The following is a 16031-nucleotide window of genomic DNA, read 5'->3' on the forward strand; positions in this document are numbered from 1 at the left end:
AATCCCTGTTTTACCAATTCTTGCGGCCAAAGCCTGATGTAATCGGATAGCGTCTATCTTTACCAAAATTGCGGGCAGTAATACGTGGCCCGACAGCCGACTGACGCCGCTTATATTCATTGATATCTACCAGGCGAATGACCTTACGCACGATAGTTTCATCAAAACCGTCTGCGACCAAATCAGCCACCGACTTATCCTGCTCGACGTACCCTTCGAGAATAGCGTCCAAAATATCATAAGGTGGCAGACTGTCCTCATCTTTCTGATCAGGAGCCAGCTCAGCAGATGGCGGGCGAGTAATCACCCGCTGTGGAATCACATAAGAGACGGTATTACGGTATTCCGACAGTTTAAACACCAAGGTCTTTGGCACATCTTTCAACACATCAAAACCACCGGCCATATCACCGTACAGCGTGGCATAGCCCACCGCCATTTCACTTTTGTTACCGGTAGTTAATACAATACTGCGACGCTTGTTAGACAAGGCCATCAATACGACACCGCGGCAGCGTGCCTGTAGATTCTCTTCCGTGGTATCGCGCCCTGTACCGGCAAACATCGGTGCCAGTTGGCCCATAAAAGCATCAAACATCGGCTCGATGGACAGTACATCAAATTCAATACCGAGAATTTCAGCTTCTTCTTTAGCATCCGCAATACTGATATCTAAGGTGTAGCGGAATGGCATCATCAATGCCTGGACTTTATCTTTGCCCAGCGCATCAACTGCAATCGCCAGTGTCAGCGCCGAGTCAATCCCACCGGACAAGCCCAGCACCGCGCCATTAAACCCATTTTTGGTCACGTAATCACGCACCGCCAACACCAGCGCTTCATACACTTGCGCTAATGGCGGTAACTCTGCGACAGGGGCCGTCATAGGGACCACATTGCACTCATTCAATTGCAATAAGGTGGTCTGTTCCGCAAAAGCCGCCAAACGATGCGTCATATTACCCGCCGCATCGAATACCTTGGAGCAACCATCAAAAATCAGTTCATCCTGCCCACCAATCTGGTTGAGATAGACCAATGGCAACCCGGTACGCTGGCAATGTGCTGCCATCAGAGTTTTACGAATATACGGTTTTTCACGGTTATATGGCGAGGCATTGATCGACAATATCACCTCTGCACCGGCAGCTTTAGTGGCGTCTACCGGGCCATCGAACCATAAATCTTCACAGATAAGCAGCCCCAAACGATAACCGTTCAGCTCCACAACACAACTTTCATGACCGGCAGAGAAGTAACGTTTTTCGTCGAACACACCGTAGTTAGGCAATTGTTGTTTAAAATAGCGCCCTAGCAATTTGCCATCAGCAAACAGGGACAATGCGTTATACAAGTTGCCCTCTTCGCGCCACGGATGCCCCACCAGTATCGCCGTATGCTGCGTTGCCGCCTGCAAACGATCCAGTTGCGCTTCACAACGTTGATAAAAATCATCACGATACAGCAGGTCTTCTGGCGGATAACCGGACAAAGCCAGCTCGGAGAACATAACCAGTGAGGCACCCGCCTTCTGCTGCTCATTTAAGGTTTGCAACATACGTTCAGTGTTGCCTTCAATATCGCCAACCAGCCAATTCAACTGGGCTAATGCAATGGAAAGTTTTCTGCTCATGGGTATTTAAACTCGGTTATCAGTGTGCCTGTAGCTAACATTTTATTGATAAATAATATATAACCTAAATAATTCGAGTTGCAGGAAGGCGGCAATCGAGTAAATCCCGATGAGTTGACGCCAGTCAATGATTCGGGTGACAAATCTGCCGGGAGCAGATTTGAACGCTGCTTGCAGCGGCCTCGTAGAGGCGAGGCCGATGGATGGGCCGAGTAACGAAAGCAGCCAACGCACATGCAGCTTGAAGTATGACGGGTATAAGTTATTCTTTAAAATCATTGGCATCCAGCTCATGGCGCGACAATAACTTGTAAAACTCGGTACGGTTACGCCCCGCCATCCGGGCAGCCTGGGTCACATTACCGGTGGTGATTTGTAGCAGCTTACGCAAATAATTCAATTCGAACTGATTACGAGCTTCAACAAAGGTTGGTAATGCCGTGTTTTCCCCTTCCAGTGCCTGCTCAACCAATGCTTCACTAATGACCGGAGCTGAGGTGAGTGCCACACATTGTTCAATCACGTTGACCAATTGACGCACGTTACCCGGCCAACTGGCGGTCATTAACCGCTTCATAGCATCAGTTGAGAAACTGCGGACAAAGGGCTTATGCCGCTTAGCTGATTCACGTAACAGATGATTAGCCAGCAGCGGGATATCTTCTGAGCGCTCATGCAGTGCCGGGATCTTCAGATTCACCACATTCAAACGATAGTAGAGATCTTCGCGGAATTCATTTTTTGCCATGGCTTTAGGCAAATCACGGTGGGTGGCTGAAATGACCCGCACATCGATACTTAAATCACGGTTACTGCCCAGCGGCCGTACTTTGCGTTCTTGCAGCACTCGCAGTAATTTCACCTGTAAAGACAGCGGCATATCGCCGATTTCGTCTAAAAACAGCGTGCCGCCTTCTGCGGCCTGAAATAGCCCTTCACGGCTGCTGACCGCACCGGTAAATGCACCTTTGGCATGACCAAACAGTTCTGACTCCAATAACTGCTCCGGCAATGCGCCACAGTTAATGGCAATAAAGGCTTTTTTCGCTCGAGGGCTGGCAGCATGGATAGCTTGCGCCAGAACCTCTTTACCGGTTCCACTTTGCCCGATAATCAGCACACTGACGTCAGATTGCGCCACCATTTTGGCCTGCTCCAGCAGGCGCAACATAACCGGGCTGCGGGTCACTATCTCTTCACGCCAGGTATCATCACCGGCAGGAATAGAAAGCTCTAAAGCTGCATCAATGGCTTTATACAAAGCATCGCGATCAACCGGTTTGGTCAGGAAACTGAACACCCCTTGCTGGGTGGCAGCCACCGCATCAGGGATAGAGCCGTGGGCGGTCAGGATAATCACTGGCATACCTGGCTGATGTTTCTGAATTTCGACGAACAGCGCCATGCCGTCCATTTCATCCATACGCAAGTCACTGATAACCAAGTCTATCTTTTCACGCATTAACAAACGCAATGCTTCCTGGCCGCTTTCAGCCGTGGTGACATTAAACCCTTCGCTGGTTAAACGCATCCCCAGTAACTTAAGTAAGCTGGGGTCGTCATCAACCAGCAGTAGATTGGCCGGTTTGCGTGGCGTCATGAGATTCCTTATTGGTGGCAGGTGGTACATCCGTTGGTGGTACCACTGGCGGAGTATAAGTATCAGCCGGTTTTTCTACCGATTGTGGGGCCGGTTTAGTATCAGCTTGAGGCGCTGTCGGCTTGGTTTCTGCCGGTTTGGTTTCAACGGGTTTAGCTTCAACCGGTTTAGCTTCAACCGGTTTAGCTTCGGTCGGTTTAGCTTCAACCGGTTTAGCTTCGGTCGGTTTGGCTTCAACCGGTTTAGTTTCGGTCGGTTTAGCTTCAACCGGTTTAGCTTCAGTTGGTTTGGCTTCAACCGGTTTAGCTGGCTCAACTTTGGGCTGTGGTTTAGCTTCTAGCGGTTTCGGCACGACGGCTGGTTTGCTATCCACATCCGTTTCTGGAATTTCATTCTGCAACTGCTTGCGTGATGAAAGCTGCCGTTCGATATCAGTCAGGTTTTCCAGCTTACGGGTAGTATCCAGTAAGTTATATTGCAACCGGACCTGGCTTTCTCGCAGGCGATCAATCTGGGTGTCCGATTCGTCCTGTAAGCGCTGGTAGCGAATGCGCTCTTCTGCCAGAGAGATGCGCAGCACCTGTTGCTCACGCCATAGCTGAATCAGTGGGCGCACCGCGCCAGGGACGCTTTGGCTATAACTGTTCAAACGCTCAACCACTTGACGACGTTCCGCCATTGTAGGCTCGGCACTGCTGACTAAAATGCCCTGCTTGAAGGCCGAAGGCCATGCCACTACCGGCAATGACTTCGCTAATGCTCGCGCTTGAGTAGACCCCATACGCTCTGCACAGTCCATTGCCCGTAGCCAGTACAGGGAGTTCTCCAGTGTCTCTTTATCATCAAGATCCCACAGCACATCGCAGGATAAGGTCCGATAATCAACGATTTTCGTTTCCGGTATGACCAACTGCACTGCTTGTGAAAAACGGCTACTGGCTGGATTATCAGTACATCCGGTAAGTAAGAGTGGGGCCAGCAACAATGCTCGCCAAAAAATACCCGTACCAGATTTGCCCGCGGGCATAGCTGCCGCAGTTGATGTCGGACATGATAAAAAGACGGTCTTTTTAATAATGCTGCTCATAGACCATTTGTACATTATTCATTCATTCTCGGCGGTTAATGGCAATTCAACACGAAAGCAAACCGCAGCGTAATCAACAGCCACCAGTTGCAAGTCGCCCTGCATACGTCTGATGCAGTCCTGAGCAATACTCAGCCCCAACCCACTACCTTTGACGGCCCCTTTTCGCTGATGGCTTCCCTGATAAAAAGGTTCAAATATCATGGTTTCTTCGGACATAGGGATCGGCGCCCCGGTATTGGCAATATCAATTTGTACGCGGTTATCCACCCGACGGCTGCGAATCCAAATGGTACCGGATTCCTCGCCATAGTGCACCGCATTGGAGTAGAGATTATCCAATACCCGCATTAATAATGTCGGATCTGCCCAACAAATGTCCGCTTGCAGATCCGTCTCAGTATGTAGAGTCTTGGCCCGTGCGGGTAAACTATGGGCTGAGATAACATCCTCAACCATTTCCGCCAGTTCAACATTCTCATGTTCACCGGGGCCATCTGCCAGTTTACGGTTATAGTCTAATAATTGCTCAATCAATAATTGCAAATGACGGCTGCTGTTATCAAGGATTGCCACAACTTCTTTTTGATCTTGCGTCAATGGCCCGGCAACCTCATCCGCTAACAATTCGGTCCCTTCGCGCATACTGGCGAGTGGTGTTTTCAATTCATGAGAGATGTGGCGCAAAAACTCGTGGCGCTGTGACTCTAACCACGCTAAGCGCTCGCTGAGCCAAATAATACGCTGTGCCAGTGAGCGTAACTCGCGTGGCCCTTTAAATAGCGCCGTATTACCTAATGGTCGCCCTTCACCTAAGCGATTAATCATCCGCTCAATGCCTTTAACCGGCCCAATTATCATCCGGGTAAATAACACCACTAACAGCACACTGACCAAAAACAGCAACAGGGATTGCCAACCAAAGAATTGCCCACGTTCGGCAATATCTTTTTGTAATTGCTGACCGCGGGAGAAAATCACATCGCGCGTTGCCTGTACCATTTCGGCATTGGAGCGGGAAAACTGCTCTAATAGTGTTGACGCATTTTGTTCCGGGCCACTATTTTTACATTTAATATCAGAAAGTTGTGTCAGTAAACTGCTCAGAGTCTGATAGTAACGGGCATCTGGCAGGATAGGGGCGTGCGTATCAAGCATTTGAGCGTACTGTTTACGTTGATGCTGATATAACTTTGCCAGTGTTGCATCATCTAATACACAGTACTGGCGATAACTACGCTCCATTTCGAGCGCCACACTGGTCATCGCCTCACTGCGCCGCGCATCTGCCAGCGTAGTACGATTAATGTCAGCCGCCTGCGTGCTAAGGTGGTCAAGGCTTTGATAAGCCTGGTATGCCAGCACCAATAAAGGTAGCAGCACCAACAGAAATGCCATGAGTACCAATTGACGTAAAGAACGGGGAAATAAACGCCATCTTTTCAACGAAATCATCTCATTACCTATCATGCTGTGGTGATGCTAACTGACTGCGTGAGGATTACAATGCTTGTGGCACAATTACCCGTCATTTTTTAAGTTGCAGGTGTGTTGGTTGCACTCAATAACCCGAATCACTGACTTATGTCAGCTCATCGGGATTAATGAGCCTCACCCTGCGGGCGAGCATAAATGCTGTTCAAATCGGTTCCCGACCGATTTGTATCTCGTTTTCCGCCTGCCCGCAACTTGAAATCTATTGGGTATGTACCAGGAACAACGTCTCTTGATTGAGATAAAAAAAAAGCACCTGGCTTTGAGCTAAGTGCTTTTAATTAATGCGGCTTATCCATTATCGTCAGAATCATCATCAGACCTGCTTTTATTGTTATTTGCAGTAAAAACGGAGAGCGTAGCTTATCTTTGACCATAATATACCCTAAATAATTCGAGTTGCGGGAGGCGGCCAGCGCACATGCAGCTTGAAGTATGGCGGGTATAGATGTGACAACGGGGCAATAAATTGCCCCGTCGCAGAATATGTGGATGCCCTTAAGCATCGTCTCCAGTTTGATGAAGCCGAAGCAATCATCGGGAGGATGAGACGAATAGCATCCAAACATGTCCAAAATTGATGAACCATTCATCACAGCAGGACATAGGCGGTACCTCACTCAACGTGTCGTCCGATGTTTGATAAAGTGAATTCACACGATATCGGTTTGGTGGACGATAGGTACCAGTCTTAGGCATCATTCGATGATTTATGAAGCGCATATTCCGCTTAACTGCGGGACTATCATAATAAGTTGAATGAGCAACTGTAAGTAATAATGCAGCTTGCGTGCCAAGTTTATTAAAAATAAATTAAAACCATGATTTAAAAGAAAAATAAACTTATCATACCGATTATTATCCACGTAATGCCCGCCAACTTGCATCAATTACTGCTGTTTTGTCGCCAATCCCCGACAGCAATCCTCTTATTAAATAAAAATGATGTAAATCAACTGCTTATATGTCTCCTATTTGAGACAGGTTACAAGGCTATTGTCGCAATTTACCGACAAAATAATAAAACCATTTAAAATCAGTAAATTAAAAAACATAATGGCATTTAATTATCCGTGCATCTTTTGGCTGCCGGTTACTCTTCCCTTTGGAAGCATGCTGTTTAAATCATTATTACTTTATAAATTATGATGTTTAATAATTTACAAGAATGAGTCACGTTGATTACCTGGCTCAGGTACCGACAAGAAACCGCCAAAATGCAGCAAAAGAAAACACTGGCAATTGTTTATGCCCATAAGGTGATTTACAGGTATCTGCCTTGGAGTTTCACAACTTATCATTAGGAAGGTACTCATATGAAAATCAGTCTTATGATTCTCGCCAACATTATGTTGATCAATTTATCTGCAATGGCACAACCCATAACCCTTGAAGATTTACGGGTAAAACCAATACTGATAAATAATAGTCATATTCTCACTGATAATTTTTCCGTACATGGCGTGCAAACACATTATTGGCTCGAAAACAGTTTGGCTGAGATACCGATGACGGTAACAACGCTTGATCACCTACTAATTACGACCTATCTCTATGATCAATATGATGATGAGAAAACACAGACCGCGACACTTATCGATAATCGCTCTAAGAATATGACCTTGTTTTTAGTGAACTTACCACCTGGAAACTATCGATTGGTTGTTACAGGATTGGCGACCAACCACCAGATTTCTAGCAAAACCTTTCATATGACACTAGCGAATCAGACCACTGGGTATGACTCAAGTTATAAAAGATAAATGAATATATCTTAAACCCTTATCAGCATGCGTAAAAAAGGGGCATCAACTGATGCCCCTGTTATCACAATCAAAGCCGATTCACTTAACCCAATTGCTTACGCGCATTACGGAACATACGCATCCACGGGCTATCTTCGCCCCACTCTTCTGGATGCCAGGAGTTACTGACGGTGCGGAAGACCCGCTCTGGGTGTGGCATCATCACCGTTGCCCGTCCACTGGCACTCGTCACCGCAGTGATACCGTTAGCAGAACCATTTGGGTTAGCCGGATAAACCTCGGTCACCTCACCCTGATTATTCACAAAGCGCAATGCCACCAGATTGTTCTGCTCAAGCAGCGCCAGATGGGCCGCATCACGCACTTCGACTCGCCCTTCACCGTGAGAAACAGCAATTGGCAGGCGAGATCCGGCCATCTCTTGCATAAACAGTGATGGACTATTGGCCACTTCAACCAAACTGAAGCGCGCTTCAAAGCGATCAGACAGGTTGCGGACAAAGCGTGGCCAATGTTCGGCTCCCGGAATAAGTTCACGCAGATTAGACATCATCTGACAACCGTTGCAGACCCCCAATGCCAATGTTTCTGGGCGATGGAAGAAAGCTTCAAACTCATCACGAACCCGGTTGTTAAACAGTATCGATTTTGCCCAACCTTCACCCGCGCCCAGCACATCACCGTAAGAGAAACCACCACAGGCCACTAAGGTCTGGAACGATTGCAAATCAGTTCGGCCAGCCAGCAGGTCACTCATGTGCACGTCGATTGCATCAAAACCAGCACGATGGAAGGCAGCTGCCATTTCAACGTGGGAGTTAACCCCCTGCTCACGCAAGACTGCCACTCTTGGCCGTACCTGTTTGATGATATAAGGTGCGGCAATATCTTCTGCGGGATCAAAGGTCAGTTGGGCATTCAGGCCCGGATCAGTTTCAACCTGTTTAGCTTGATGCTCTTGATCAGCACAATCAGGGTTATCACGCAGGCGCTGCATTTGCCAGGTAGTTTCTGCCCACCACAAGCGCAGAGTACTGCGTTTCTCGCGGTATACCACCTCAGTACCACTGCGAATATCGAAGCTATCACCCTCAACAGCACGGCCCAGATAGTGAATACAGTTTGCCAGACCGTGGTCTGCCAGAACTTTTTCCACCTCAGCACGCTGTTCAGCACGTACCTGAATCACTGCTCCCAGCTCTTCATTAAACAGCGCCGCCAGCGCGTCATCACCCAAGGTGTGAATATCAACCTGCACCCCACAGTGACCGGCAAAGGCCATTTCAGCCAGTGTCACCAGTAAGCCGCCGTCAGAGCGATCGTGATAGGCCAGTAATGCCTGAGAGGCCACTAAGTGCTGCATCGCATTAAAGAAACCAGCCAGTTGCTGTACATCGCGCACATCAGCAGGTTTATCACCTAACTGGCGGTAGACTTGCGTCAGGGCAGTTGCACCCAGAGCATTGTGGCCGGCACCTAAATCAATCAGTAACAGCGCGTTATCGCCTTTATCAGTGCGTAGCTGTGGTGTCACCGTATGGCGAACATCTTCGATACGGGCGAAAGCAGTAATGACCAGAGAGAGCGGCGAGGTCATTTCGCGCTGCTCATCACCTTCCTGCCAGCGAGTTTTCATCGACATGGAGTCTTTGCCCACCGGGATGGTAATCTCCAGCGCAGGACATAGCTCTTCGCCCACCGCACGCACCGCCTCGTACAAACCGGCATCTTCACCCGGATGACCGGCTGCTGACATCCAGTTAGCTGACAGTTTAATGCGCTTTAGCTCACCAATCTGAGTGGCCGCGATATTGGTCAGTGCTTCGCCTACCGCCAGGCGGGCTGAGGCGGCAAAGTCCAGCAATGCCACTGGCGCACGTTCACCCAATGACATCGCTTCACCATAGTAGCTGTCCAGACTGGCACTGGTAACCGCACAGTCGGCCACCGGAATCTGCCACGGGCCAACCATTTGATCACGTGTCACCATGCCGGTCACACTACGGTCACCGATGGTAATCAAGAAGGTTTTCTCTGCCACTGCCGGTAAATGCATCACCCGTTTGACCGCATCAGCGATGCTTATCTCAGCACGTTGCAATGCATCACCCAGTGCCTGAAGGCGGGTGACATCACGCAGCATCTTCGGCGTTTTACCCAGCAAGACATCCAAAGGCATGTCAATTGGTTGATTATCGAAGTGGCGGTCATTCAGTGTCAGATGTTTTTCTTCAGTGGCTTCACCTATAACGGCATAGGGCGCACGTTCACGGCGACAAATTTCATCAAACTGAGCCATCTGCGCGGGGGCAACAGCCAGAACATAACGCTCCTGAGACTCGTTACACCACACTTCCAGCGGGCTCATGCCCGGCTCATCATTGAGGATGTCACGCAGCTCAAAACGGCCGCCACGACCACCATCACTGACCAGTTCTGGCATGGCATTAGACAAACCGCCTGCACCGACGTCATGAATAAATAGAATCGGGTTGTGGTCACCTAACTGCCAGCAACGGTCAATCACTTCCTGACAGCGGCGTTCCATTTCCGGGTTATCACGTTGTACCGAAGCAAAATCCAGATCCGCATCTGACTGACCCGATGCCATGGAAGAGGCCGCGCCGCCACCCAGACCGATATTCATCGACGGGCCGCCGAGCACCACCAGCTTGGCACCGACCGTTATCTCGCCTTTTTGTACATGGTCGGCCCGAATATTACCGATGCCACCAGCCAACATGATCGGCTTGTGGTAGCCACGTAACTCAGTGCCGTTATGACTGTTGACGCGCTCTTCATAAGTACGGAAGTAGCCCAGCAGCGCCGGACGGCCAAATTCGTTGTTAAAGGCCGCGCCGCCCAGTGGACCTTCGGTCATGATATCCAGCGCAGTCACAATACGATCCGGCTTACCGAAATTCTCTTCCCACGGTTGTTCAAAACCGGGAATACGCAGGTTAGAAACAGAGAAACCCACCAAACCGGCTTTAGGTTTAGCACCACGCCCGGTAGCACCTTCATCACGGATTTCGCCACCAGACCCGGTAGCAGCACCCGGCCAGGGTGAAATTGCCGTCGGGTGGTTATGAGTTTCTACTTTCATCAGGATATGCGCCGCTTCCTGATGGTAATCATAAACGCCATTATCAGGTGCAGCAAAGAAGCGCCCGACCTGAGAACCTTCCATCACCGCCGCATTGTCTTTATAGGCTGACAATACGTAATCCGGTGTGTGTTCAAAGGTATTTTTGATCATTTTAAACAGTGTTTTAGGCTGAGAAACACCGTCAATTATCCAATCTGCATTAAAGATTTTATGCCGACAATGCTCAGAGTTTGCCTGAGCAAACATATACAGCTCAATATCGGTCGGGTTACGCCCCAGACCGGTAAAGGCGGCCAGCAAATAGTCAATTTCATCTGGAGCAAGAGCCAGGCCCAGCTTAATATTAGCCAGCTCCAGTGCACTGCGGCCCTGCGCCAAGATATCCACCCGTTGTACTGGGGCGGGTTGATGATGAGAGAATAACTGCTCTGCTTGCTGCAAATCGGTGAATACCGTTTCCATCATGCGGTCATGCAGCAGCGCCGACAATTGTTGCCATTGGTTTTCATTCAGGTCTGGGCCTTGAATATAGAAAGCCAGGCCACGTTCCAGACGCAGAACCTGTGGCAACGCACAGTTGTGTGCAATATCCGTCGCTTTGGAAGACCACGGAGAAATGGTCCCCGGCCTTGGCGTAACCAGTAACAAACGCCCTTCTGGCGCGTGTTCAGGGAGAGAGGGTCCATACTTAAGCAGCCGTTGGAGCCTGGCGTGTTCATCAGCACTTAACGGAGCGCTAACATCGGCAAAGTGAACATATTCGGCGTAGATATCACTCACCAAAAGGTGAGCATCCAGGCAACGGGACAGCAGTTTGGTAATACGAAAAGCCGACAAAGCGGGCGAACCACGCAGTATTTCCATAATCTAAGTTTCTCTCTCTTCGAAGCGACTGGAACAGCACTTCATTGGGCGCAGCATTTATTGGCGCAAAACAGGGGAAAACGCGGGCATTATAGTGAATCTACGCCTCCGACGAAACCGTTTGCGTAGCTATTATTAATAATTGAGTCAGAAATTGTCGTTATCTATAGAACACCAATACTGAATAAATAAGCTCGCAATAAAGTTGCACACTGACGATTTGTTGCGCAAAATGCCACTCCACTGGGGTTTTAACCATGTCGATTCTTACTTCACAACACACAGATAAAGAGCGCTGCCGAGAGATAACTATTTGACGCGCATAAAATTAAATTACTTTGTTATCGGTGTAGTTGCCTTACTTCTGGCCCTCGCGCTGTGGCCCAATATTCCCTGGCGCAGTAGTCAAGAAGGACAACTAGACCGTATAAAAGCCCGTGGCGAGCTACGTGTTAGCACGATTAGCTCACCACTTATCTACTTTACCGGAAAGGATGGCCCTTCCGGTCTTGACTATGAGCTAGCCAACCGTTTTGCGGACTATCTGGGGGTTAAGCTCGTCATTACCCCTCATCATAATATTGATGACTTGTTTGATGCACTTGATAACGATGATGCAGACATGCTGGCTGCCGGGCTAATTTATAACCGTGAGCGTCTTAATCGGGCGCGTACCGGCCCTGCCTATTATTCAGTCTCGCAACAGTTAGTATACCGATTGGGTAAACCACGGCCAAAATCATTCAGTGATCTGAAGGGCCAATTGATTGTCGCCTCTGGATCAGCCCATATGACCACCCTCAAACAACTTAAGCAGAGCAAATATCCCGATCTTAACTGGGGATCATCCGTTGATCGTTCTGGCAAAGAGTTACTGGAACAGGTCGCGGACGGCAAACTTGACTATACCCTGGGTGATTCGGTGACCATTGCCCTACTGCAACGCATCCATCCGCAATTAGCGGTTGCCTTTGATGTTACGGATGAAGAGCCAGTAACCTGGTATTTCCAGAAGGGGGACGATGATAGCCTGTATGCCGCCATGCTCGATTTCTACAGCGAGATGGTTGAAGACGGTAGTCTGGCGCGGCTGGAGGAAAAATATCTCGGCCATGTCGGTAGCTTTGATTATGTCGATACCAAAACATTCCTGTCAGCCATCGACAGTGTGTTGCCCTCTTTCCAATCCTTGTTTGAAAAACATGCCGGGGAAATTGACTGGAAACTGCTGGCGGCAATTGCTTATCAGGAATCCCATTGGAACCCACAAGCCACCTCACCGACTGGCGTGCGGGGGTTAATGATGCTAACCCGCGCCACAGCAAATGGTTTAGGGGTTAAAGACCGGGTTGATCCTGAGGAGAGTATTAAAGGTGGCTCCATTTACTTGCAGCGGTTAATGCAAAAAGTGCCGGAGAGTATTCCAGAAGATGAGCGCATCTGGTTCGCGCTGGCCGCCTATAATCTGGGTTATGGTCATATGCTGGATGCTCGTCGCCTGACTAAAAATCAGAATGGTAATCCAGACAGTTGGGTTGATGTAAAAATGCGCCTACCGATGTTGAGTCAAAAGCGCTACTACCCAAGTACCACTTATGGCTACGCCCGTGGCCATGAGGCTTATAACTATGTCGAAAACATCCGTCGTTATCAGGTCAGTCTGGTGGGATATTTGCAGGAAAGAGAGAAAAAAGCAGCCCAACATGCCGCTATCGAAGCTGAACTGGGTAAAGCTTATCCGGTTGTCGGCCCAGGCTGGTCAATCAATAACTAACATGATGCGAAAACACGTAACTACCTAATAGATTTCAAGATGCTGCCAACCACCGCATCCTAGACGCAAGGCCCACGGATGGGCCGAATCATGGCTGCCGCGCGAGTTTCAACGCCTTTTGCTGCTCACGTCGTAGGCGGAAAAAAGCACTTAATTGGTGGGAACACGTCTGTGCCAGTACCCCGGCACTGACCTCTATTTGATGATTCATCCCCGGATGGCGCAAGATATCCACCAGCGAACCGGCAGCACCGGTTTTTAAATCATTGGCCCCATAGACCAAGCGACGGATCCGGCTGTGTATCATGGCTCCGGCACACATTACGCATGGCTCCAGCGTCACATATAGCGTGGCTTCCAGCAGACGATAGTTCTGCACCACCTGCCCGCCTTGCCGTAGCGCCATGATTTCTGCATGAGCGGTAGGGTCGTTATCGCGAATAGACTTATTCCACCCTTCGCCAATCACCTGGTTGCCCAGCACTAACACCGCGCCAACCGGGACTTCTCCCTCTTCTTGTGCCCGCAGAGCCAGCGTCAACGCCCGTAGCATCCAGTACTCATCACTGTATTCAGCAGGTAAATCAAATTCAGAAAACAAACTTTTATCAGCAGACACATTAACCTCTCTGGTACTTTGGCGGCGTGCATTATACACAGCCAGCGACAACCGCTATACCCGCTATCTCCAATATAAAGTAGCTCAGTCCATAATGATCGGTTAATGTTCCGGCAGGATATAAATCATTCCTGATATAAATTATCAGCATATGGAAGCCAGCTACATGAAGCTCAGCAAGAAAAATGCCGCGGTAGTACGTAAAACCCTGAATGGATGGGCCAGTGAAGGCGTTATCCCTGAGGAAGAGCATCAACGTCTGTTACAGAATATTGATGTTCAACCGTTTGACTGGCGCAGATTAGCCGGTTACGCCTTTCTTGCCGCACTGGCTTCGCTGGTTATCGCCATTGGCAGCCTGATGGCTGATACTTTCTTACTCAACTGGATAAGCCAGTTTTTCCGCTTTGATCCCCCGGTGCGGGTGGTGGTCACGGCGATATTGGCCGCCGCATTTTACGGCTGGGGCTTTAACCGCCGCCGGCGAGATCCCAGTAAGATTTACAGTAATGAAGCCGTACTCTTTCTCGGCGTAATATTTACCGCAGCCGCCATCGGCCAACTCGGTGAGTGGCTGGATAATGGTAGTGGTCGCATCTCAGTATTACTGCTGTTGGGTACCGTCATCTATGGTGTGGTGGGCTGGTTTGGTCGTGCGCCATTAGTATGGCTATTTGCCTTGCTGTCACTGGGTAATGCGTTTGGGGCAGAAACTGGCTATTTGTCCGGTTGGGGCGCCTACTGGCTGGGAATGAGCTACCCGATACGCTTTATTGCTTTTGGCCTGCTACTTTGTGCAGCGGCACTGGTGTTGCAACCGCAGTTGGCACAACGTCGGCTAGATCGGGTGTCACAGGCGATGGGGCTGCTTTATCTGTTTATTGCCCTGTGGTTATTGTCTATTTTTGGCAATTACGGTGACCTGGACTATTGGTATCAGGTGCGCCAGATAGAGTTGCTGCATTGGAGTCTATTGTTTGCCATTGCCGCCAGCGTCGCTATTTGGCTGGGACTAAAACGAGATGATGCCATGTTGCGCGGCTTCGGCCTGACATTTTTGGCCATCAACTTGTATACCCGTTTCTTTGAGTTCTTCTGGGATGCGATGCCGAAAACTATCTTCTTCCTGCTGCTCGGCATTAGCTTGTGGTTACTGGGTCGGCATGCCGAACGAATATGGCGGCTCGGCCACCATGATAATGACGTCACACACTAGAGCCACAACCACTTAAAATGGCGAATGACTGCAATGGGCGTTTATTCTAATTGCTGTAATTCGCCGCTTTTACTGACCCGCCAGCGATGCTCGCAAAAATACAATAGCGGGTTATCCTGCTTACTGTCCGAGTATCCGCTATAAAGTTTCAGCGGCGATCCCAAACGCTGTTCCAGTTGCACCACTTTCTCTGGCCCCAAACAGCGCAGAGGTAGCACCCAGCCGCCATTACGCCGCGCCATGCGGCTACCGACCAACCGCAAACGGTGAATAAACGCCGAATCATGATAAACCTGTTCCACCAGCCGTTGCGGCGAGCCAGTTATCAACCATACCTGTGCGTCATGGCTCTCCAGATATTGGCGCAAACGCATCACGACCACGGGAAATTCGGTAACTTTTTGGCGAAAATCATTCACAAAACGTAATTCCAAATCTTTCAAATGCGCTTCGCGCCGACCGAAGGTTATCGCCCACAGTAACAGGCTCATTGGCCAACGAGCGCAACGACCGCCCTGCAGCAATCCCAGCCCAATCACCGGCAATAATGGGACCACCAGCAACAGATTTAGCGGTAAATGTCGCAACAAAAAACGCAAAAAACTGCCAAACATGTCCTGTTGATGCAACGTGCCATCCAGATCAAAGAAGACAATGCGTTTGGCGTTTTCTGATAATGCCTCGGCCGTCCCCTCGCGGTTACTGTCAGTTTGCTCAAAGGTCGATGTGGCCTGCTCTGCGCTCAAACGTTACTCCTCAGGATCATTGAATCCCATAAACCAGTTAAATATGAAACCTGCAAGTATGGTGACAATCATCGCGACTAAATACAACATCACTTTGCCTGCGGCATCGAGGCCAATTACCAA

10 protein-coding genes and 1 pseudogene are annotated in these 16031 nt (G+C 49.4%); 3 read left to right on the forward strand and 8 right to left on the reverse strand.

Annotation, left to right across the window (positions count from 1 at the left end; all coding sequences use genetic code 11):
• Nucleotides 1-10: 10 nt before the first annotated feature.
• The 4 genes from Q2T71_RS15520 to Q2T71_RS15535 form a co-directional block, all read right to left on the reverse strand.
• Entirely contained in the window at nucleotides 11-1633 is a 1623-nt protein-coding gene (locus tag Q2T71_RS15520) for an NAD+ synthase (RefSeq protein WP_372559687.1), read from the reverse strand.
• A 262-nt stretch (nucleotides 1634-1895) separates the two neighbouring features.
• On the reverse strand, nucleotides 1896-3233 hold the full coding sequence (glrR, locus tag Q2T71_RS15525; protein WP_032907964.1) for a two-component system response regulator GlrR: 1338 nt from the start codon (nucleotides 3231-3233) through the stop codon (nucleotides 1896-1898).
• Nucleotides 3196-4260, reverse strand: coding sequence for a two-component system QseEF-associated lipoprotein QseG (qseG, locus tag Q2T71_RS15530; RefSeq protein WP_372559940.1), 1065 nt, complete (start codon nucleotides 4258-4260; stop codon nucleotides 3196-3198). Before qseG ends, glrR begins: the two co-directional genes overlap by 38 nt.
• Before the next feature lie 78 nt (nucleotides 4261-4338).
• On the reverse strand, nucleotides 4339-5775 hold the full coding sequence (locus Q2T71_RS15535; protein WP_372559688.1) for a sensor histidine kinase: 1437 nt from the start codon (nucleotides 5773-5775) through the stop codon (nucleotides 4339-4341).
• Nucleotides 5776-7130: 1355 nt separating this feature from the next.
• On the opposite strand from Q2T71_RS15535, the gene Q2T71_RS15540 reads away from it, so the two are divergent.
• Entirely contained in the window at nucleotides 7131-7577 is a 447-nt protein-coding gene (locus tag Q2T71_RS15540) for a hypothetical protein (protein WP_372559689.1), read from the forward strand.
• A gap of 85 nt (nucleotides 7578-7662) precedes the next feature.
• Here Q2T71_RS15540 and purL read toward each other — a convergent pair whose 3' ends face one another.
• Nucleotides 7663-11553 carry a phosphoribosylformylglycinamidine synthase gene (gene purL / locus Q2T71_RS15545; protein WP_372559690.1) on the reverse strand — a complete coding sequence of 1297 codons (3891 nt, stop codon included), beginning with the start codon at nucleotides 11551-11553 and terminating at the stop codon, nucleotides 7663-7665.
• Nucleotides 11554-11866: 313 nt separating this feature from the next.
• On the opposite strand from purL, the gene mltF reads away from it, so the two are divergent.
• Nucleotides 11867-13327, forward strand: coding sequence for a membrane-bound lytic murein transglycosylase MltF (gene mltF, locus Q2T71_RS15550; RefSeq protein ID WP_372559691.1), 1461 nt, complete (start codon nucleotides 11867-11869; stop codon nucleotides 13325-13327).
• A gap of 88 nt (nucleotides 13328-13415) precedes the next feature.
• Here mltF and tadA read toward each other — a convergent pair whose 3' ends face one another.
• Nucleotides 13416-13985 (reverse strand): tRNA adenosine(34) deaminase TadA, encoded by a 570-nt coding sequence (gene tadA, locus Q2T71_RS15555; RefSeq protein ID WP_372559692.1) that lies wholly within the window; start codon nucleotides 13983-13985, stop codon nucleotides 13416-13418.
• Between the two features lie 127 nt (nucleotides 13986-14112).
• Between tadA and Q2T71_RS15560 the strand changes: the two genes are divergently transcribed.
• Nucleotides 14113-15162 carry a DUF2157 domain-containing protein gene (locus tag Q2T71_RS15560; RefSeq protein ID WP_372559693.1) on the forward strand — a complete coding sequence of 350 codons (1050 nt, stop codon included), beginning with the start codon at nucleotides 14113-14115 and terminating at the stop codon, nucleotides 15160-15162.
• Nucleotides 15163-15203: 41 nt separating this feature from the next.
• Here Q2T71_RS15560 and yfhb read toward each other — a convergent pair whose 3' ends face one another.
• Entirely contained in the window at nucleotides 15204-15908 is a 705-nt protein-coding gene (gene yfhb / locus Q2T71_RS15565) for a phosphatidylglycerophosphatase C (protein WP_193784796.1), read from the reverse strand.
• Between the two features lie 3 nt (nucleotides 15909-15911).
• Nucleotides 15912-16007, reverse strand: a pseudogene (locus Q2T71_RS15570) (PTS N-acetylmuramic acid IIB subunit / PTS N-acetylmuramic acid IIC subunit); the annotation flags it as partial.
• Nucleotides 16008-16031 lie beyond the last annotated feature (24 nt).

The sequence above is a fragment of the Yersinia sp. 1652 StPb PI genome, assembly GCF_041538345.1.
In the GTDB taxonomy this organism is placed as follows: domain Bacteria; phylum Pseudomonadota; class Gammaproteobacteria; order Enterobacterales; family Enterobacteriaceae; genus Yersinia; species Yersinia enterocolitica_E.